The 18,309-nt window shown below is 74.0% G+C and carries 18 protein-coding genes; 9 read left to right on the forward strand and 9 right to left on the reverse strand.

The genetic code is table 11. The annotated features are described in order from the left end of the window. Positions 1-19: 19 nt before the first annotated feature. On the reverse strand, positions 20-2,239 hold the full coding sequence (locus tag ACK2IS_RS02245; RefSeq protein ID WP_409484537.1) for a transglycosylase domain-containing protein: 2,220 nt from the start codon (positions 2,237-2,239) through the stop codon (positions 20-22). Between the two features lie 185 nt (positions 2,240-2,424). Between ACK2IS_RS02245 and ACK2IS_RS02250 the strand changes: the two genes are divergently transcribed. Further along, positions 2,425-2,757 carry a WhiB family transcriptional regulator gene (locus ACK2IS_RS02250; protein WP_409484538.1) on the forward strand — a complete coding sequence of 111 codons (333 nt, stop codon included), beginning with the start codon at positions 2,425-2,427 and terminating at the stop codon, positions 2,755-2,757. 39 nt (positions 2,758-2,796) lie between these two features. Here the strand turns inward: ACK2IS_RS02250 and ACK2IS_RS02255 are convergent, their stop codons facing one another. Then, entirely contained in the window at positions 2,797-3,960 is a 1,164-nt protein-coding gene (locus tag ACK2IS_RS02255; protein WP_409484539.1) for an ArsA family ATPase, read from the reverse strand. Next, complete coding sequence (locus ACK2IS_RS02260; RefSeq protein WP_409484540.1) at positions 3,957-4,985, reverse strand: ArsA family ATPase; 1,029 nt, start codon at positions 4,983-4,985, stop codon at positions 3,957-3,959. Before ACK2IS_RS02260 ends, ACK2IS_RS02255 begins: the two co-directional genes overlap by 4 nt. A gap of 90 nt (positions 4,986-5,075) precedes the next feature. Here ACK2IS_RS02260 and ACK2IS_RS02265 point away from each other — a divergent pair, with 90 nt between their 5' ends. From ACK2IS_RS02265 to ACK2IS_RS02280, 4 genes are read left to right on the forward strand one after another with little or no spacing between them, the layout of a single operon-like run. After that, complete coding sequence (locus ACK2IS_RS02265; protein WP_409484541.1) at positions 5,076-5,231, forward strand: hypothetical protein; 156 nt, start codon at positions 5,076-5,078, stop codon at positions 5,229-5,231. 33 nt (positions 5,232-5,264) lie between these two features. Then, the gene (locus ACK2IS_RS02270; protein WP_409484542.1) at positions 5,265-5,744 is read left to right on the forward strand and encodes a RidA family protein; all 480 of its coding nucleotides are present in this window, start codon (positions 5,265-5,267) and stop codon (positions 5,742-5,744) included. Positions 5,745-5,748: 4 nt separating this feature from the next. Next, positions 5,749-6,675, forward strand: coding sequence for an NUDIX hydrolase (locus ACK2IS_RS02275; RefSeq protein WP_409484543.1), 927 nt, complete (start codon positions 5,749-5,751; stop codon positions 6,673-6,675). Beyond that, a complete protein-coding gene (locus ACK2IS_RS02280; protein WP_409484544.1) occupies positions 6,672-7,490 on the forward strand; it encodes an MBL fold metallo-hydrolase in 819 nt (272 codons plus the stop codon). Before ACK2IS_RS02275 ends, ACK2IS_RS02280 begins: the two co-directional genes overlap by 4 nt. 86 nt (positions 7,491-7,576) lie before the next feature. Here the strand turns inward: ACK2IS_RS02280 and ACK2IS_RS02285 are convergent, their stop codons facing one another. Further along, positions 7,577-8,254, reverse strand: a complete 678-nt coding sequence (locus ACK2IS_RS02285; protein ID WP_241449824.1) for a Crp/Fnr family transcriptional regulator — start codon at positions 8,252-8,254, stop codon at positions 7,577-7,579. Between the two features lie 147 nt (positions 8,255-8,401). Here ACK2IS_RS02285 and nth point away from each other — a divergent pair, with 147 nt between their 5' ends. The 3 genes from nth to ACK2IS_RS02300 are packed head-to-tail and all read left to right on the forward strand — an operon-like array spanning position 8,402 to position 11,076. Continuing rightward, the gene (nth, locus tag ACK2IS_RS02290; RefSeq protein ID WP_409484545.1) at positions 8,402-9,208 is read left to right on the forward strand and encodes an endonuclease III; all 807 of its coding nucleotides are present in this window, start codon (positions 8,402-8,404) and stop codon (positions 9,206-9,208) included. After that, a complete protein-coding gene (locus ACK2IS_RS02295) occupies positions 9,205-9,867 on the forward strand; it encodes an NUDIX hydrolase (RefSeq protein WP_409484546.1) in 663 nt (220 codons plus the stop codon). The genes nth and ACK2IS_RS02295 overlap by 4 nt, the downstream gene beginning before the upstream one ends. Before the next feature lie 3 nt (positions 9,868-9,870). Continuing rightward, the gene (locus ACK2IS_RS02300; protein ID WP_409484547.1) at positions 9,871-11,076 is read left to right on the forward strand and encodes a MarP family serine protease; all 1,206 of its coding nucleotides are present in this window, start codon (positions 9,871-9,873) and stop codon (positions 11,074-11,076) included. 18 nt (positions 11,077-11,094) lie between these two features. Here the strand turns inward: ACK2IS_RS02300 and ACK2IS_RS02305 are convergent, their stop codons facing one another. The 4 genes from ACK2IS_RS02305 to nhaA all read right to left on the reverse strand — a co-directional run bounded on the left by ACK2IS_RS02305 (position 11,095) and on the right by nhaA (position 15,266). Continuing rightward, entirely contained in the window at positions 11,095-12,024 is a 930-nt protein-coding gene (locus ACK2IS_RS02305; protein ID WP_409484548.1) for an alpha/beta fold hydrolase, read from the reverse strand. 110 nt (positions 12,025-12,134) lie between these two features. After that, a complete protein-coding gene (locus tag ACK2IS_RS02310) occupies positions 12,135-12,806 on the reverse strand; it encodes a phage holin family protein (RefSeq protein ID WP_409484549.1) in 672 nt (223 codons plus the stop codon). Between the two features lie 199 nt (positions 12,807-13,005). Beyond that, positions 13,006-13,833 (reverse strand): YwiC-like family protein, encoded by an 828-nt coding sequence (locus tag ACK2IS_RS02315; protein ID WP_409484550.1) that lies wholly within the window; start codon positions 13,831-13,833, stop codon positions 13,006-13,008. A 35-nt stretch (positions 13,834-13,868) separates the two neighbouring features. Next, positions 13,869-15,266 (reverse strand): Na+/H+ antiporter NhaA, encoded by a 1,398-nt coding sequence (gene nhaA / locus ACK2IS_RS02320; protein ID WP_409484551.1) that lies wholly within the window; start codon positions 15,264-15,266, stop codon positions 13,869-13,871. A 209-nt stretch (positions 15,267-15,475) separates the two neighbouring features. Between nhaA and ACK2IS_RS02325 the strand changes: the two genes are divergently transcribed. Continuing rightward, positions 15,476-16,291 (forward strand): glycerophosphodiester phosphodiesterase family protein, encoded by an 816-nt coding sequence (locus tag ACK2IS_RS02325; RefSeq protein ID WP_409484552.1) that lies wholly within the window; start codon positions 15,476-15,478, stop codon positions 16,289-16,291. A gap of 31 nt (positions 16,292-16,322) precedes the next feature. On the opposite strand, the gene acs is transcribed toward ACK2IS_RS02325, so the two are convergent. Then, on the reverse strand, positions 16,323-18,251 hold the full coding sequence (gene acs, locus ACK2IS_RS02330; RefSeq protein ID WP_409484553.1) for an acetate--CoA ligase: 1,929 nt from the start codon (positions 18,249-18,251) through the stop codon (positions 16,323-16,325). Positions 18,252-18,309: the final 58 nt, after the last annotated feature.

Genomic DNA, 18,309 nt, shown 5'->3' on the forward strand with positions numbered 1-18,309 from the left:
AGCCGGGGGTGCTCAGCCGTCAGCCGCGCCGCGTGGTCGGGGTGCCCGGCGTGGCCGGGGTGCCGGGGGCGGCCGGGTCCCCGGGCTTGCCGGGCGCGGGCGCCGGGTTGACCACCGGGCCGAGCGCGAAGTGCCGGACCGGCTCGTCCTCGTGGGCGGCCTGCATGATCCCCCGCCAGATCGGCCCGGGGATCAGGCGGCCCTGGGTCTTGGCGAAGTAGTGCGCCTTGCCCTGGACGTCGTGCAGGGTGACCCGCTGCCAGGAGAAGTCGTTGGTGTCGGGGGTGCCGGCCCACACCGCGGTGGCGTACTGCGGGGAGGCGCCGACGAACCAGGTCTCGTTGTCCGAGTCGGTGCCCGTCTTGCCCAGCGAGGGGCGCCCGAACTGCATCTCCCGACCGGTTCCGGTCGTCATCACGCTCTGGAAGATCGCCGCCGCCTGATCGGCGACGTGCTTGGGCAGGACCTGGCGGCACCCGGGCAGCTTGAGGTTGACCTTCTTGCTGTTGGCGTCCACCACCGACTCCACGGGCAGGTTGGGGCACAGCTTGCCGCCGTTGGCGATGACGGCATACATCTGCGCCATCGTCTCGGGGCTGGTGTCGGTGCTCAGGAGCAGCTGGTTGGGGATGAGCGACAGCGGCTTGCCGTCGACCTTGCCCTCGGGCGCCTTGCGGGTCGAGGTGTGCATGCCCATCTGCAGCGCGGTGTTGCGGATGTTGCAGGTGCCGATCTCGTGGGCGAGCGCGACGAAGGCGGTGTTGATGGAGTTCTGGGTGGCGTGCGCGAGGGTCTCGGTCGGGCTCGGGTCGTCTCCCTCGGCGTTGCGCGGCTGCCAGGGGTCGCGGCTGTAGAAGGTGCAGGGCTCCTGGAACTCGCCGCTGCGCCAGGACGCACCGGCCGGACGGATGCCCTGGATGACGTAGTTGGCGTCCTTGCCCTGCTTGAGCGCCTCGATCACCGAGAAGAGCTTCATCGTCGAGCCGGAGCTGAACCCGCCCGAGGCGCCGAACTTGAAGTCGGCGGCCCAGTTGACCTGCGTCTTGCCGGTCTCCCGCTTGCCCGTCGCGGTGTATGCCGTCGACTGGATCATCGAGCGGATCTTGCCGGTCCCGGTCTCCACGGTGGTGGCGGCGGCGCCATACCGCTTGCCGGCCGCGTCGTAGTCCTGCGGGGAGATGATCCGGCCCATCGAGGCCCGGGCCGCGGACTGCAGCGCCGGGTCGAGAGTGGTGATGATGCGGTAGCCCCCGCGCTCGATCCGGCCCTCCCGCTCGCCCGGCTGGGAGCCGAAGGCCGGCTGCATCTTGAGCCAGGTCAGGACGTAGTTGCACCAGAAGGGCTCGCTGGACCCGTCGCAGTTGCGCTTCGCCGGGTCGGTCTTGACCACGCCCAGCGGGGCCTTCTTGGCGGCGGCGTACTGCGTGGCGTCGATGGCGCCGTACTTGTGCATGGCCGCCAGCACCTGCTGACGACGGTCCAGCGCGGCCTTGGGGTTGTGCACCGGGTCGTTCGCGCCCGGCGACTGCACGATGCCCGCGAGGGTCGCGGCCTGCGGGATCGTCAGCTTGGCGGCGGTGGTCCCGAAGTAGTGGCGGGCCGCGGCCTCCACGCCATACTGCTTGTCCCCGTAGTAGACCAGGTTGAGGTAGTTGGTGAGGATCTGCTCCTTGGACATCTGCTTCTCGACCTGGACGGCGTACTTCAGCTCCTGGAGCTTGCGCGCCGGGGTGACGGCCTTGGCGGCCTTGGCGGCCTCGTAGTCGTCGCGGTAGAGCGCAGCCGTCTCCAGCGTCACCTTGACGTACTGCTGGGTGAGCGTGGAGGCGCCTCGCGCGGTCCCGCCGACCAGCGCGCCACCCACCGCGGACCCGATGCCCTGCAGGTCGACGCCCGCGTGCTCGTAGAAGCGGTGGTCCTCGATGGCGATCTGGGCCTTCTGCATCCACGGCGAGATGGCCTTGAGCGGCACGATGATCCGGCGCTGGTCGTACAGCGTCGCGATGACGGTGCGGCCGTCGGAGGCGAGGATCTCGGTCTGCTGCTGCGGCACCACGGGAGCGAACTCGGTCGGCAGCGAGTCATAGACCTCGGTGCCCGACTTGACGACGGTGCCCACGAGTGCGGTGGCGGGGATCAGCAGCCCCGCGCCGAGCACACCACCCACGACGGCGACGGCGAGGAACGCCGTCAGCAGGCTCATCACCGTGGGTATGGCTCGTAGTCGTCCCTGCTTCATGGCGCCAGCCTACTTTTTTTCCTGAGAGCCGTAACCCAGGGGCCGGGCGCGCGTTTACAGCACGAGAACGGCGAGGAAGCTGCCACTGACTAGTCCGACAGGTCGACGGTAGATCCCTCGACCGGGCCATGGGAGACGAATCGCGAGGCACGTACCCTGTTGGGTGAAGACTGGGAGGCATTGACATGACTGTTCCGACGACGCAGGCGGGTGAGCGGGCCGGGCAGTGGGTCCAGGAGTGGGCGCCGCTCGGCAACTGCGTGACGCAGGACCCCGACGCCCTCTTCGTGCAGGGAGCCGCCCAGCAGCAGGCCAAGCAGATCTGCGTGGGCTGCCCGGTGATCGCCGAGTGCCTCGCCGACGCGCTGGACAACCACACCGAGTTCGGCGTGTGGGGTGGCATGACCGAGCGCGAGCGGCGGGCCCTGCTCAAGCGGCGCCCCGAGGTGCGCTCCTGGCGACCGGTGCTCGAGGCCATGATGAAGCGCGGCGGCGGCAAGGACGGCAAGGTCGCCTGACCCGCTCGTCGGCCCCACCTGCGGGTCGCCGGCGGCGGCTCACAGCGAGTCGGCCACCGTCCGCAGACCGGTCAGGTCGTGCACGTCCGTCCCCGCGGCCGGCACCTCGCTCAGCGGCAGCCCTCCCGCCCGCTGACGCAGCCCCGCCACCACCGCGGCCTGGCGCTCGGCGACCTCGCCGTCGGCCGCCGCGAGACGCAGCAGCGCCCTCGTCGCTCCCGCGGGGCCCCGTGCCGGCAGCCGCTGCGCGACCGACATCGCCTCCCGTGCGCCCGGCGACCCCGTCACCGGGCGCACGACCCTGTTGACGACGACACCGGCGAGCGGCATCGCCTCCGCGCGCAGCCGGTCCATGAAGAACTCCGCCTCCCGCACCGCCGCGGGCTCCGGTGTGGTCACGACCACGAAGGCGGTGCCCGGCTCGGCGAGCATCGCGTAGGTCCGGTCGGCCCGCTCGCGAAAACCCCCGAACACCGAGTCCAGCGCCAGCACGAAGGTCTGCACCTCCCGCAGCAGCTCACCGCCGAGCAGCCGGCTCAGCACCGACGTCGCGAGCGACATGCCGCCGACGAGGGAGCGGGCGCCCAGCCGGCCACCCACCCGCGCCGGAGCCGTCAGCAGCCGCACCAGGCGCCCGTCCAGGAACGACCCGAGCCGGGCGGGCGCGTCCAGGAAGTCCAGCGCGGACCGGCTCGGCGGGGTGTCCACGACGACCAGGTCCCAGGTGCCTTCGCGGTCGGCCTGCTCGCGCAGCTGCCCGAGCTTCTCCATCGCCATGTACTCCTGCGTGCCCGCGAAGGAGCTGGAGACCGCCTGGTAGAACGGATTGGCCAGGATCTGCTCCGCGGTCCGCGGCGAGGCGTGGGTCACCACCACCTGGTCGAAGGTGCGCTTCATGTCCAGCATCATCGCGTCGAGGCGGCCGCCCCCCGTCCGGTCGACGCCCGCCACCTCCCGCGGCACGTCGTCCAGCTCGACCAGGCCGAGGGACTGAGCCAGACGGCGGGCCGGGTCGATGGTGAGGACCACGACGCGGCGCCCCGACTCGGCCGCGGCCAGCGCCAGCGCGGCAGAGGTCGTCGTCTTGCCGACGCCCCCCGCACCGCAGCACAGCACCACCCGGGTGCCCGGGTCGCGGGCGAGCCCGGCCAGGCCTGCGGCGGTATGCCGGGGAAGCGGGCGGGGCGCGTCGGTGGTGCTCACGCCAGACCGCCCACCTGGTCGGTGAGCAGGGCCGCCAGCTCCGGCAGGCTCTGCGGCGTCACCCCGGCCACGAGCTGAGGGAGCAGCACGGTGGGCAGCCCTAGGCGGTCGAGGACCTCCTGCTGCTCGCCCTCCACCTGCAGGCGGGACGCGTGGACCCGGGCCCGCTCGAGCAGCCCCCCGGCCAGCAGCGCGGGACCCGGCACCCCCGCGGCCGCCAGCTCCGCGGCCACGTCGGCCTCGGTGACCTCCCCGGCCACGGCGGCGTCGAACCCGGCCAGGTCGTCCTCCGTCATACCGTCGTCGCGCACCCGGTCGACGACCAGGAGACCGGGGTTCAGCCCCTCCCGGCGCAGCTCGGCCACCGCCTCGACGGTCTCGGTCACGGGCATCTCCTCGAGCAGGGTCACCAGGTGCACCGCCGTCTGCGCGGAGTGCACCAGTGCGCTCACGGCGTCGGCCTGCTGCCGGATCGGACCGACCCGGGCCAGGTCCGCGACCTGCCCGCTCGCGTCGAGGAAGCGCACCACCCGGCCCGTCGGCGGCGCGTCCAGGACGACGGCGTCGTAGTGGTCGGGCGCGCCCCTGGGGCGCTGGTGGGCGGGGGTGCGCCGGGCGACGTCGTAGACCTTGCCCATGAGCAGCACGTCGCCCAGCCCCGGGGCGATGCTCGTGGCGAGCTCCACCGCCCCCACCTGGTCCAGCACGGCGCCCGCGGCGCCCAGCCGGTAGTGGGTGGCGAGGTACTCGCGCAGCGACTGGTGCGCGTCGACCGCGACGGCGTGCAGCTCCCCGCCGGTCGCACCCGCCCGGACCAGCCGCTCCCGGTCGTCCAGGGGCGCGCAGCCCAGGAGCGGCGCCAGGGACTGACGCCGCTCCACCTCGGCCAGCAGGACCCGCCGGCCCGCGTCGGCCAGGGCCAGCGCCAGCGCGGCCGCCACCGTGGACTTGCCCGTGCCCCCCTTGCCGGTCACCACGTGCAGGCGGGCCGAGCGCCAGGCCTGGGGGTCCGTGGGGGCAGCCATGACCTCGATGCTAGTGCGGGGACCTCGCCGGGGGGCGCAGAGCGCCGATCCGGCCGGGTGGGCTCGCCCACACGTGGATAGAGTGCCGCCATGACCACCTGGGAGTACGCCACCGTGCCGCTGATCGTCCACGCCACCAAGCAGATCCTCGACCAGTGGGGCGAGGACGGCTGGGAGCTCGTGCAGGTCCTGCAGTCGCCCGAGGGCAACCTCGTGGCCTATCTCAAGCGGCCCCGCCAGGCCTGAGCCGCACCACCTCTCGCAACCAGGAGTCCCACCATGAGTGCTGTCGAAGACCGTCTCGCCGAGCTCGGCCTCACCGTCCCCGAGGTGGCCGCCCCCGTGGCCGCCTACGTCCCCGCCCAGCGGGACGGACGTCGCGTCTACACCTCCGGCCAGCTGCCGATGGTGTCCGGCTCCCTCGCCGCCACCGGCAAGGTCGGCGAGGGGGAGGGCCTGGTCAGCCCCGACCGCGCCAAGGAGCTCGCCCAGACCTGCGCGCTCAACGCCATCGCCGCCGTCAAGTCCGTCGTCGGCGACCTGGACCAGGTCGCCCAGGTCGTCAAGGTCGTCGGCTTCGTGGCCAGCGACCCCTCCTTCACCGGCCAGCCCGGCGTGATCAACGGCGCCAGCGAGCTGCTCGGCACGGCCTTCGGCGACGCCGGGATCCACGCCCGCTCCGCCGTCGGCGTCGCGGTCCTGCCGCTCGACGCCCCCGTCGAGGTCGAGATCACCGTCGCGCTGCGCGAGGACGACTGAGCCGATGACCCGCGTCGAGCGGGACTTCCCGTCGGGCGGGCTCGGTGAGCGCGCCCGACGGTGGCTCGACGGCGACCCCGAGGTCCGCGCCGAGCGCCCGGTGCGGCAGGCCGCCACCGTCCAGCTCGTGCGCGACGCCGAGGACGGTGCCGGCGTCGAGGTCTTCATGCTGCGCCGCGTCGCGACCATGGAGTTCGCGCCGTGGATGATGGTCTTCCCCGGCGGCGGGGTCGACCCGCGCGACGCCGACGAGGCCCTCGCCCGCGACCACTGGGCCGGGCCCACCCCGCAGCAGTGGGCCGAGCGCATGGGCCGACCCGCCGCCGTCGCCCGGCAGCTCGTCGTCACCGCCGTGCGCGAGGTCTTCGAGGAGTGCGGGGTGCTGCTCGCCGGCACCGGCCCCGACGACGTCGTCCGCGACCTCGCGACCCCCGAGTGGCACGCCGACCGGGTCGCCCTCGAGGCCCGCGAGCTCAGCCTCACCGACCTGCTCCTGCGCCGCGGGCTCGTGCTGCGCTCGGACCTGCTGGCCTACCGCGCCCGCTGGATCACCCCGGCCTTCGAGTCGCGGCGCTACGACACGGCCTTCTTCGCCGCGCTCCTGCCCGCCGGGCAGCACCCCGACGACCGCACCACCGAGGCCGACACCGCCGGCTGGTGGTACCCCGCAGACGTGCTCGCCCGCCTGGAGCAGGGCAGCGTCCTGATGCTGCCGCCCACCGTCGTCGCCGTCGAGCAGCTCGCCGAGGCCACCGCCGCCGCCGCCCTCGTCGCCGAGCGGCCCGAGGTCTGGACGATCTCGCCCGAGCTGGTCGAGGTCGAGCCCGGCGTCGTGATGCTCCGCGCCCCGGTCCCGGCCACCGCCCGAGGCGCCGCGACCACCAGGTCCGCGCCGCCCGGGGCAGCCGGCATACGGCCGGAGCAGGCATGACGGCCCCCGGCCGGCCCCCCGCCCCGACCGCGGCGCTCGGGCAGTGGCACGGGGGAGCCGTGACGCCCCGCGCGACCTGCGTGCTCGCGCCCAACCCCGGCCCGATGACCCTGGACGGCACCAACACCTGGCTGTTGGCCGAGCCCGGGGACGAGGCCGTCGCGGTCGTGGACCCCGGGCCCCTCGACGAGACCCACCTGCAGACGGTGCTCGCCGCCGCCACGGCGGGCGGGCGACGGGTCACCCACACCCTGCTGACCCATGGTCACCCCGACCACGCCGAGGGGGCAGGGCGGTTCGCCGAGCTGGCCGGCACCTGCGTGCGGGCGATCGGTGACGGGCCCGCGGACCTGCACGAGGGCGACCAGCTTCAGGTCGGTGCCCTGGAGGTGGCGGTCCTCGCCACACCGGGGCACACCGCGGACTCGACCTCCTTCGTGCTGCCGGCCGACGCCGCGGTGCTGACCGGCGACACCCTGCTGGGCCGGGGGACCACCGTGGTCGCCCACCCTGACGGCGTGCTCGGGGACTACCTCGCCTCGCTGGAGCGGCTGCACCGGCTCACCGGCTCGGGCGAGGTCACCCGGATCCTGCCCGGGCACGGACCCACCGTGACGGCGGCCGAGCAGGCAGTGGCGTACTACCTGCACCACCGTCGCGAGCGGCTCGGCCAGGTGCGAGCGGCGCTCGCGGCCGGGGACACCACGGCCGACGAGGTGGTCGAGCGGGTCTACGCCGAGGTGCCGCGCGAGCTGTGGCCGGCGGCCCGGCTCAGCGTGCTCGCCCAGCTGGAGCACCTGGCTGGCGGGTCCTGACCTGGCCCGCCCGGGCATGCGGCCCGGGTCGGGCCCGGCCCGGCAGCAGGACGGTCCCGCAGCAGGACCGCTCGGGAGCGGTCAGGTCAGCGGGCGCGGCGGTAGAGCCGCTCCATGTCGATCAGCACGACCGCGCGCGCCTCGAGCCGGATCCAGCCTCGGCTCGCGAAGTCGGCGAGCGACTTGTTGACGGTCTCGCGGGAGGCGCCGACCAGCTGGGCCAGCTCCTCCTGGGTCAGGTCGTGGGCGACGAGCACCCCGTCCTCGCAAGGGCGCCCGAACCGGCGGGAGAGGTCGACCAGCGCCTTGGCCACGCGGCCCGGGACGTCGGTGAAGACCATGTCGGCGAGCGACTCGTTGGTGCGGCGCAGGCGTCGGGCCAGCGCGGCGAGCAGGGTCATGGAGACCTCGGGGCGGCCCTGCAGCCAGCCACGCAGGCTGTCGTGGCGCAGCCCGACGAGCTCGGTCTCGGCGACCGCGGTGGCGGTCAGGGTGCGCGGGCCCGGGTCGAACAGCGACAGCTCGCCGAACATCTCGCCCGGCCCGAGGACGGCAAAGAGGTTCTCGCGACCGTCGCCGGAGGTCCGGCCGAGCTTCACCTTGCCGTCACGGATGATGTAGAGCGCGTCGCCCTGCGCCCCCTCGTGGAACAGGACCTCCCCTCGGTCGAGGTGCACCGGGGTCATCTGAGCCTGAAGGGCGCCGGCGGCCTCGTCGTCGAGAGCCGCGAACAGCGGAGACCTTCTCACCACGTCGTTGTCCACGGCCGCCATTGTGCCATCTGTCACGCCGCGTGCCTGGTGACCCCGACCTGATGAGCCTGTCGACCTGCGCGGATCGCCCTGGGGCGCGGACGGATCAGACTGCTGCACGCGCAGAGGTCTCCCGGACGGGACGAGTAGCCTGACCCGGTGCCCACCCAGGAGACCGCCTCGCAGCCGACCCCGACCGGGGAGACGCCGCTGGCGCTGACCCGTCGTGCCCGCCGGACCTACCGCGAGCTGGCCGAGACCTATCCGTACGCGATCTGCGAGCTGGACTTCACCACGCCGCTGGAGCTGCTGGTGGCGACCGTGCTCTCCGCGCAGACCACCGACGTGGGGGTCAACAAGGTCACCCCCGAGCTGTTCCGTCGCTACCCGACGGCCCAGGCGTACGCCGCGGCCGACCGGAGCGAGCTGGAGGAGCTGATCCGCCCGACCGGTTTCTACCGCGCCAAGACCGACTCCCTGATCAAGCTCGGGCAGGCCCTCGTCGAGCGGTACGACGGCCAGGTCCCCGGGCGGCTCGAGGACCTCGTGACCCTGCCGGGTGTCGGTCGCAAGACCGCCAACGTCGTGCTGGGCAATGCCTTCGGGGTCCCCGGGATCACGGTCGACACCCACGTCGGGCGGCTCGTGCGGCGCCTGGGGTGGACGGGCGAGGACGACCCGGTCAAGGTCGAGCACGAGGTCGCCGCGCTCATCCCGCGCAAGGAGTGGACGATGCTCTCGCACGTCCTCATCTATCACGGCAGGCGACTGTGCCACGCCCGCAAGCCCGCGTGCGGGGTCTGCCCGATCGCCTCCCTGTGCCCGGCCTACGGCGAGGGCGAGACCGACCCGGTCAAGGCCCGCCGGCTGGCGAAGTACGAGCTGGCCGAGGGAGCCCCGTGGCCCGAGCGGCTCGGTGCCGCCCCCTCCGGGCTCGCCGCCCGCTGGGCCGAGGTGACCGGGTGAGCGCGGAGCCCTCGGCGCCGCGACCGGCCTGGCTCGACCACCTGGTGGCCCGGATGGGTGCGACGCCGCCGTCCTTCTACTCCCGCTTCCTGCCGCCCGAGGCCGGTGCCGGGCGCCGGGCCGGCGTGCTCGTGCTCGTCGGGCCTTGCGCCGACGACCCCATGCGCCAGGACGTGCTGCTCACCGAGCGCGCCCACACCATGCGCTCCCACGCCGGGCAGGTGTCCTTCCCCGGCGGCTCGCTGGAGCCGGGCGAGGACGTGGTGGCGGCCGCCCTGCGGGAGTCCCGCGAGGAGGTGGGCCTGCGTCCGGAGACGGTGGAGGTGCTGGCCAGCGTCCCCGAGCTCTACCTGCCGCACCGTGACTTCGGTGTCACCCCGGTCGTGGCCTGGTGGCGCGACCCGCACCCGGTCTCCGCGGTCGACCCGGGCGAGGTGGCCGCGGTGCTGCGCGCACCCCTCGACGAGCTGGTCGACCCGGCCAACCGGTTCACCGTCACCCACCCCAGCGGCTACCGGGGCCCGGCCTTCGAGGTCGACGGGCTCCTCGTCTGGGGCTTCACCGCCGGGGTGCTCACCCGGCTGCTGTCGCTCGCCGGGCTGGACCGGCCCTGGGACCGGTCCCGCCACGAGCCGCTGCCCGAGCGGATGTGGGGCTGACCGGTGGACCCGCTCGTCCTCGACGCGCTCGTCGTCCTGCTCCTCGTGGTCACCGCCGTCGCCGGGTGGCGCAGCGGACTGGTGCTGTCCGCCAGCGCGACCATCGGCTTCCTCCTCGGCGCGGTGGTGGGGATGTGGGCGCTGCCCCCGCTCCTCGATCACGTCGGTGCGCTGCACGGCAACGTCCCGCTGCGGATCGGCACGCTGTCGCTGGGAGTGCTCCTGCTCGGCTCGGTGGGCCAGGTCGCCCTGTCCGTGCTCGGCTCGATGCTCCGGGACCGGGTGCGGCTGCGGCCCGTGCAGCTGGTGGACGCCCTGGCCGGGGCGGTGGCCGCGCTCGTCGTCGTCGCCGGACTCGTGTGGTTCGCGGGTGACGCCCTGCGCGTGGCCGCCCCCGGCGCGCTCGCCCGCACGGTCGCGGCCTCGCGGGTGCTGCGCACGATCGACGAGGTCATGCCCCCGGCGGCCAGCCGGGCCTTCACCGGCTTCCGGCAGCAGCTGGAGGCGACGGAGTTCCCGCGCGTCTTCGACGGGATCGCGGCGGAGCCCATCGCCTCGGCCGAGCCGCCGGACCCGCGCGTCGTCCAGACCCCGGGGGTGGCCGCCGCCGCCCGGTCGATCGTCCAGGTGGTCGGCGACGCCGCCGACTGCCGTCGGGAGCAGGACGGCAGCGGGTGGGTGCCGGCCCCCGAGCGGGTCGTCACCAACGCCCACGTCGTCGCCGGCACCGACCGGGTGCGGGTGCGGATCGGGGGCACCGGCCGGCGCTACCTCGCCACCGTCGTGGCCTTCGACCCCAAGCTGGACCTGGCCGTCCTGGCCGTGCCCGGCCTGCCCGCCCCGCCGCTGTCGACCGCGCCCGCGCTGCCGGCCCGGCAGTCGGTGGTGGTGGCCGGCTTCCCCGGCGGCGGTCCCTACCGCCTCGGGGCGGGGCGCGTCCGCTCCGTGATGGCGGCCAGCGGGTCCGACATCTACGGGCGGTCGGGAGTGGTCCGCCAGGTCTACTCGGTGTATGCCGCGGTGCGCCCCGGCAACTCCGGCGGTCCGCTCCTGACCACCGATGGCGCCGTCGCGGGCACGGTCTTCGCCACCTCGGTGGACGACCCGAGCACCGGCTACGCGCTGACGACCTCCGCCACCCGTGCGGTCATCGCGGCCGCGGTCACGGCGCACAAGCCGGTCGACACCGGTGCCTGCACCACCCGCTGACCCCGCCCCGTCGAGGGCTCAGCGGGCGCGCCGCGCCAGCCAGCCCACCAGGTGGGCGGTGACCGGCTCTGGGACCTCCTCGGCCAGGAAGTGGCCCGCCCCCGGCAGGACGTGCGCGTCGAGCCCGGCGGCCGTGTGCCGCGCGGAGCCCCCGATCGTCGCGGGGAGCACCGCACGGTCCTCGGCTCCGTGCAGGTGCAGCACCGGCACCTGGATCGGGCGGCGCAGGGCCCGGGCCCACCGCTGCCCCGAGATCCACAGCTGCGAGCGCGCCATCCACCGGTAGTACTCCGCTGCCGAGTGGGCCACGAAGGGCAGGGCCATCTGCTCGGCATACCGCCGGGTGATCTCGGGGGTGAGCCAGGTCGCCCCGGGCGCGGACCACGCGGACAGCACCCGGGCGACGTAGCCCGACGCGGGGTCGCCCATCTGCCGCTCCGGCACGAAGGGCCGCTGCAGACCCGCGAAGGTGCGTCCGGCCTGGAGCTGGGTGGGCAGGGTCAACGACGCGGCCCGCAGCGCCAGCGGGTGGGGGCAGCCCAGGGCGACCACCGCGCGCGTGGTCTCCGGCTCCAGGCAGGGCAGGGCCCAGGCGATCCAGGCGCCGAGCCCCTGGCCCACGACGGCGGCCGAGTCCTCGCCCAGCGACCGGATCACGCAGGCCACGTCGGAGGCGGAGGTGAAGGTGTCGTAGCCCACTGGAGGCTTGTCGCTGGCGCCGAAGCCGCGCAGGTCCAGCGCCGCGACCCGCCAGCCGGCCTCGGCCAGGGGGACCATCTGGTGCCGCCAGGCCCACCAGAACTCGGGGAAGTCGTGCAGCAGCACCACCAGGGGGCCGTCCCCCAGCTCGGCCACGTGGAAACGGGCGCCGTTGGCCGAGACGAAGCGGTGCCGCCAGGGGCCCTCCACGAGGGTGCTGGCGGCGTCGCGCATGGTGCCGTCGGTCATCAGGACCATCCTGTCAGGACGGCCGGGACCCGGGTGATTGCCCGGAGGGGCCCGGCGACGCCGAAGGGCCGGCCCCGGTGCTGGGGTCGGCCCTTCGGCAGAGATGCCGGTCAGACGTCGGCGCGGTGGGCTCCGCCGTCCTGGCCGGTGGTGTCGTAGACCGCCGTCTCGGGGGACCGGGAGTCCAGGACCTGGGTGTCGTCGGTGCGGGTGTCGTAGCCGGTGCCGGTGGTGCCGTGCGTCGCCGAGCTCGCACCCGTGGTGCGGGTGGTCCCGGTGTAGGCCGCCGGGTTGGTCCCGGAGCCGGTCGCGGTGGGCTTGGCGGGCTTGAGCGCCTGCACGGTCTCCTGCGCGTTGCGGATGGTGCGCTCGGGCTTGACGTTGAGCTTGGTCATCGACTTCTTGCCCACCATGGCGAGCGCGCCGGCGATGCCGAGCAGGATCAGCGTGACGACGAGGTAGGCCAGCCAGGCCGCCAGGCCCAGCCCGATGAGCGCCCAGGCCAGCGTGTGGAGCAGGAAGATCAGGCCCAGGAAGGCCATGACGCCGGCGACGGCGAACATCGCGATGCCCTTGCCTGCCCTGGTGACGTCGGTCTTCATCTCCGACTTGGCCAGCTGGATCTCGTTGCGGATGATGCTCGAGACGTCCTGCGTGGCGTCGGCGACGAGCTGGCCGATGGTGCGTGCGGTGGTCGGGTGGGTGTCGGCGTAGGACCGGGCCTCCTGGTCGCGGACGGCGCGGCGGGCCTCGTGCTCCTGCTCGTTGTATGACGTCGACATGGAGATAGCTCCTCTGGTGGGCTCGGTGACGCCGGTGCGACCGATGCCCGGTTCGCCACTCGCCGTCAGGTCAGGCTCTGACCTTGTCATGCACACATTCACCGGAAACCATACCCACGGGCTGGACCACCAGCCGTGATGCTCGCCGCGGGTGTCCGCATCGTGACCTCGGGACGGCGACGTGGAGCCGGCTCGCCGGTCACAGGGCCAGGCAGCAGGCGAGCAGCGCCGCGCTGAGACCGAGCTCCAGCAGACCCACCTGCAGGGGGGTGATGGTGCGCCCGGGGCGCGCGGCCAGGCGCGGCATCAGGGCGGCTCGTGCCGTCGTGACCCCCATCAGCACCACCAGCGCCCAGCGGGCGAGCGGGTGCACCAGCGGCGGTGTGCCGAGCGCGGCCGCCGTCAGCAGCGCGAGCGTGCATGCCGCGTGATAGGCGACCGAGCCGACGAGCCAGCCCCGGTCGCCGCGCTCGCGGATCATCGTCTTGACGTAGGCCACGGTCCCCACGAAGTACGTCAGCTGGGCCACGGTCGTGAGGACCGCCACGCCGGCGGCCCGGCGCGGGGCCGGGTCCCGCACCGCGTCGGCGACGGCCGTGAGCGCGCCCAGCGGGGCGCGGCCGGGCAGCCCGGCGCTCCACAGGACCGGGGTGACCAGGCACGCCGCGGTCACGGTGACCAGCCCGCTCGCCAGTGCCCGGTCCTGGCGTCGTGCGGCGAGGACGAGGGCGACCCCGACGAGCGGCGCCGCGGGCACGAGCCATCCGGCCAGGGCGGGGGCGAGCAGCAGCGTGATCAGCCCGAGGATCGCCGTGGCGGAGGCGTAGGCCCGCACCGGAGGCAGGTATCGGGCCTTGCGCCAGGACCTGAGCCACAGGCTCGTGGCGTTGAGCAGCAGGTAGCCGAGCAGGGTGAGGGCGAGGACGGGCAGCGCCGCCCACCGCCAGCCGTGGTCGCGGACGAGCAGCGTGGTGCCCGTGACCGCGGGGACGGCGAGCATGGCCCAGGCACCGTGCTGCTGGGGCACCCAGCCGGGAGAGCGCCGCCGGCCGCCCCGGGGGCTCATGCGGTGGGCCCGGCCGCCCGCGGGGTCGCCAGGTGCGAGCCCTCGGCCTGGTAGACGTCCGGGACACCGTCCTGGTCCTCGTCGGAGCTCTCCCGGGCCTCGACCTCGCGGTAGTGCTGGTTGCGGCGGCGCAGCACGATCCCGGCGAGGAGGGCCGCGAGCAGGGACCCGACCAGCACGGCGAGCTTGACGTGGTCATCGCGCGGGGAGCCCGTGCCGTAGGCCAGCTCGCCCACGAGCAGCGACACGGTGAAGCCGATCCCGGCGAGCAGGGACAGGCCGAGCAGGTCGGACCAGGTGATGTCGCTGTCGAGCTCGGCCCTGGTGAAGCGGGCGAGCAGCCAGGTCGCACCGAAGACGCCGAGCAGCTTGCCGAGGACGAGGGCCAGGACCACCCCCTGGGCGGCCGGGTCGCGCAGGGCCTCGCCGAGGCCCCCGCCGACGACGGTCACCCCGGCCGCGAAGAACGCGAACAGCGGCACGGCGAAGCCCGCCGAGACCGGCCGGACCACGTGCTCCAGCCGGCCGCCCACGTCGACCGGGGTGACCAGGCCGAGCAGGACGCCGGCCACCGTGGCGTGGATCCCGGAGCCGTGCACCAGGCCCCAGGTGAGCACCGCGAGCGGGATCAGCAGCCAGGGGGAGGTCCAGCCGCGACGCGCGGCGAGGGCGAAGGCGCCCAGCGGGAGCAGGGCGAGGGCCAGGGGGACCAGCTGCAGGGAGGAGGTGTAGCCGACGGCGATGATGGTGATCGCGATCAGGTCGTCCACGACCGCGAGGGTCAGCAGGAAGGACCGCAGGGCCGACGGCAGGTGGGTGCCGATCACGGCCAGCACGGCGAGCGCGAAGGCGATGTCGGTCGCGGTGGGGATCGCCCACCCGCGCAGCACCTCGCCGTCGCCGCCGTGCAGCAGGGCCGTCGCGGCGAAGATCAGCGCGGGCAGCGCCACCCCGGCGCACGCGGCGGCCACGGGGACGGCGGCCCGCCGACGGTCGGACAGGTCGCCCTCGGTGAACTCGTGCTTGAGCTCGACCCCCGCGACGAAGAAGAAGATCGCGAGCAGACCGTCGGCCGCCCAGTGGCCGAGGGACAGGTCCAGCCCCACCAGCGGAACGGCCAGGTGCAGGTCGCGCAGGGCGGCATACGCCTCGCGCCAGGGCGAGTTGGCCCAGACGATCGCGGTCAGCGCGGCCAGCAGCAGCAAGGCGCCGCCGACGGTCTCGGTGCGCAGGGCCGCGGTGATCCGCTGGGCCTCGCGCCAGGTGCCGCGGGTGAACAGCCGCGGGCGCTCGGGACGCTGGGCCGGGACCTGCGGGGCACGGCGGGCCCGGGGGGAGGAGCCGGGGTGGGGGTCGCGGGTGGTGGGGGCGTCGGGCTGCTCGGGCAGCGGCATACGGACTCACTCTCGGGAGCGGGGTCGGCAAGGGGATCGCCGACCAGACTTCCCGGCACACCAGGGTCGGAGTCTACCGGAGTCCCAGGTGGAGGGCCCGCCGGGCGCGGATGACCCCGGTGTGACCTGGCTGCGAAACCTGGGTGAACACCGGTGCGGCATCGGGCACGCGGCGCCCGTCCGGCCGGTCCGGCGGGGAGCATGGAGGCATGGCGTACGGCGACGGTCCTGGCCCTCTCGCGCTGGCCCACCGGGGTGGGGCCCAGCTCGCACCCGAGAACACCCTGGCGGCCTTCGAGATGTCGGTGGCGCTCGGTGTCCGCCACCTGGAGTCCGACGTCCGGCTCACCGCCGACGGCGAGCTCGTGTGCTTCCACGACGAGACGGTGGACCGGGTCACCGACGGCACCGGTCCGGTCTCGCGGCTGACGCTGGAGGAGGTGCGCCGGCTGCGGGTCTGCGGGCGGGGCGGCATACCGACCCTCGTCGAGGCGCTGGAGGCCTTCCCCGAGGCGTGCTTCTCCATCGACCTCAAGGACGCCGCCGCGATCGGTCCGCTGGTGCAGGTGCTGCGGCAGCGCCGCTACCGCGAGCGGGTCTGCGTCGCGGGGGCGTGGGACGGCTGGCTGCATCAGGTGCGGGCCGAGGTCCCCGGCGTGGCGACCTCCCTGGGGTGGCGTTCGCTGACCACCCTGATCGCCTGCTCCCGGGCCGGCGTCCCGGTGCCGCGGTGGATCGCGTCGGCCGACTTCGCCCACGTGCCGATCCGGCTCGGACGGGTCCCGGTCTTCGTCGAGGAGGTGGTCCACCTGGCGCACTCCGTCGGCGTCCGGGTCGTCACCTGGACCTGCAACGACCCGGTCGCCATGGACCGGCTCTACTCCCTCGGGGTCGACGGTGTCATCTCCGACCGCCCCGACCTGCTCCGGGAGGTCCTCGTCGCCCGGGGCGACTGGACCCCGATGACCGGCCTGCCGCGCGGCGCGTCCGACGGGCACCCGCAGGAGCTCTCGGGCAACCTGTGACGCCGGACGCCCGGGCGCGGCGAGGGTGGGGTCAGCGGGGCTGCGGGGTCATGCCCTGCTTGATGAGGTCCATGACCGACGCGTCGGTCAGCGTGGTCGCGTCACCGATCTCGCGGCCCTCGGCCACGTCCTTGAGCAGGCGCCGCATGATCTTGCCGGACCGCGTCTTCGGCAGCTCGGAGACGATCGTCAGCGAGCGGGGACGGGCGATCGGGCTGATCTGCGTGGCCACGTGGGCCCGCAGCTCCTCGCTCGTCCGGTCGGTCGGCTCGACCCCCTCGCGCAGGATCACGAAGGCGCACACCGCCTGACCGGTGGTCTCGTCGGCGGCGCCGACCACCGCGGCCTCGGCCACGGACGGGTGGGCCACCAGGGCCGACTCGATCTCGGCGGTGGACAGCCGGTGCCCGGACACGTTCATCACGTCGTCCACGCGCCCGAGCAGCCAGATGTTGCCCTCGGCGTCGTATTTCGCGCCGTCCCCGGCGAAGTAGTACTTCTCGCCGAACCGGCTCCAGTAGGTGTCGCGGTAGCGCTCGGGGTCGCCCCAGATGCCGCGCAGCATCGACGGCCAGGGCTTCGTGAGCACCAGGTAGCCGACCTTCTCCGGCTCGGTGAACGGCTCGCCCAGGTCGTCCAGGATCTCCGCGCTGATGCCCGGGACCGGGCGCTGCGCGGAGCCGGGCTCCAGGGTGGTCAGGCCCGGCATCGGGCTGATCATGATCGCGCCGGTCTCGGTCTGCCACCAGGTGTCGACGACCGGGCAGCGGTCGCCGCCGATGGTCGAGCGGTACCACCGCCAGGCCTCGGGGTTGATCGGCTCGCCCACCGACCCCAGGACCCGCAGCGAGGACAGGTCGTACCTCGCCGGGATGTCCGCGCCCCACTTCATGCAGGTGCGGATGGCGGTGGGGGCGGTGTAGAGGATCGTCACCTTGTGCTTCTCGACGAGCTCCCACCAGCGGCCCTGGTGCGGGTGGTCGGGCGTGCCCTCGAAGACGACCTGGGTCGCGCCGTTGGCGAGGGGCCCGTACACGAGGTAGGAGTGGCCGGTCACCCAGCCGATGTCGGCGGTGCACCAGTAGACGTCGGTCTCCGGGTGCAGGTCGTGGACGACGGCGTTGGTGTAGGCCACCTGCGTGAGGTAGCCGCCGGAGGTGTGCAGGATGCCCTTGGGCTTCCCGGTGGTGCCGGAGGTGTAGAGGATGAACAGCGGGTGCTCGGCCGGCATCGGCTGCGCCTCGTGCCGGTCGTCCTGGCGGTCGACCAGCTCGTGCCACCACACGTCCTTGTCGCCCCAGGTGACCTCGCCGCCGGTGCGTCGCACCACGACGACGTGCTCGACGGGGGAGTCCTCGGCGGCGACGGCCTGGTCCACGGCGGACTTGAGCGGCACTGCCCGGCCCTTGCGGAGCTGCCCGTCGGCGGTGATGACGACGCGCGCCTCGGCGTCGGCGACGCGGGTGCGGATCGCGTCGGCGCTGAAGCCGCCGAAGATCACCGAGTGCGGGGCGCCCAGCCGGGCGCAGGCGAGCATCGCCACGATCGCCTCGGGGATCATGGGCAGGTAGATCGCCACCCGGTCGCCGGTGGCGACGCCCAGCTCGGTGAGCGCGTTGGCCGCCTGGCAGACCCGGCGCTGCAGGTCGGCGTAGGTGATCGCCTCGTGGTCGCCGTCGGCCCCCTCGACGTGGATCGCGACCCGGTCGCCGTTGCCCGCCTCGACGTGGCGGTCCACGCAGTTCCACGCCACGTTGAGCTCGCCGTCGGCGAACCAGCGCGCGAACGGCGCCTCGCTCCAGTCCAGGACCTGGGTGAAGTCCTTGCTCCAGGTGACGTAGCGCCGGGCCTGGTCCGCCCAGAAGCCCTCGTGGTCGGCCGCCGCCGCGTCGAACAGCTCGGCCCGGCCGTTGGCCTGCGCGGTGAACTCCGGGTCGGGCGCAAAGGTCTGGTCGCTCACGGGGGCTCCTCCTCGAGACGTCGTGTGGCTCCTTCATAGCCCGTATGGCGCACCCTCG

Source organism: Arsenicicoccus dermatophilus, from assembly GCF_046267915.1.
GTDB classification, from domain to species: Bacteria; Actinomycetota; Actinomycetes; order Actinomycetales; family Dermatophilaceae; genus Arsenicicoccus; species Arsenicicoccus dermatophilus_A.

What these genes read in the sequence shown, in the direction of transcription:
- nhaA (WP_409484551.1), bottom strand. Translation starts at nt 15,266, where the DNA reads ATGCCGCTGCCCGAGCAGCCCGACGCCCCCACCACCCGCGACCCCCAC.
- ACK2IS_RS02310 (WP_409484549.1), bottom strand. Translation starts at nt 12,806, where the DNA reads ATGTCGACGTCATACAACGAGCAGGAGCACGAGGCCCGCCGCGCCGTC.
- ACK2IS_RS02275 (WP_409484543.1), top strand. Translation starts at nt 5,749, where the DNA reads ATGACCCGCGTCGAGCGGGACTTCCCGTCGGGCGGGCTCGGTGAGCGC.
- ACK2IS_RS02305 (WP_409484548.1), bottom strand. Translation starts at nt 12,024, where the DNA reads ATGACCGACGGCACCATGCGCGACGCCGCCAGCACCCTCGTGGAGGGC.
- ACK2IS_RS02260 (WP_409484540.1), bottom strand. Translation starts at nt 4,985, where the DNA reads ATGGCTGCCCCCACGGACCCCCAGGCCTGGCGCTCGGCCCGCCTGCAC.
- ACK2IS_RS02265 (WP_409484541.1), top strand. Translation starts at nt 5,076, where the DNA reads ATGACCACCTGGGAGTACGCCACCGTGCCGCTGATCGTCCACGCCACC.
- ACK2IS_RS02325 (WP_409484552.1), top strand. Translation starts at nt 15,476, where the DNA reads ATGGCGTACGGCGACGGTCCTGGCCCTCTCGCGCTGGCCCACCGGGGT.
- ACK2IS_RS02270 (WP_409484542.1), top strand. Translation starts at nt 5,265, where the DNA reads ATGAGTGCTGTCGAAGACCGTCTCGCCGAGCTCGGCCTCACCGTCCCC.
- ACK2IS_RS02280 (WP_409484544.1), top strand. Translation starts at nt 6,672, where the DNA reads ATGACGGCCCCCGGCCGGCCCCCCGCCCCGACCGCGGCGCTCGGGCAG.
- ACK2IS_RS02250 (WP_409484538.1), top strand. Translation starts at nt 2,425, where the DNA reads ATGACTGTTCCGACGACGCAGGCGGGTGAGCGGGCCGGGCAGTGGGTC.
- ACK2IS_RS02245 (WP_409484537.1), bottom strand. Translation starts at nt 2,239, where the DNA reads ATGAAGCAGGGACGACTACGAGCCATACCCACGGTGATGAGCCTGCTG.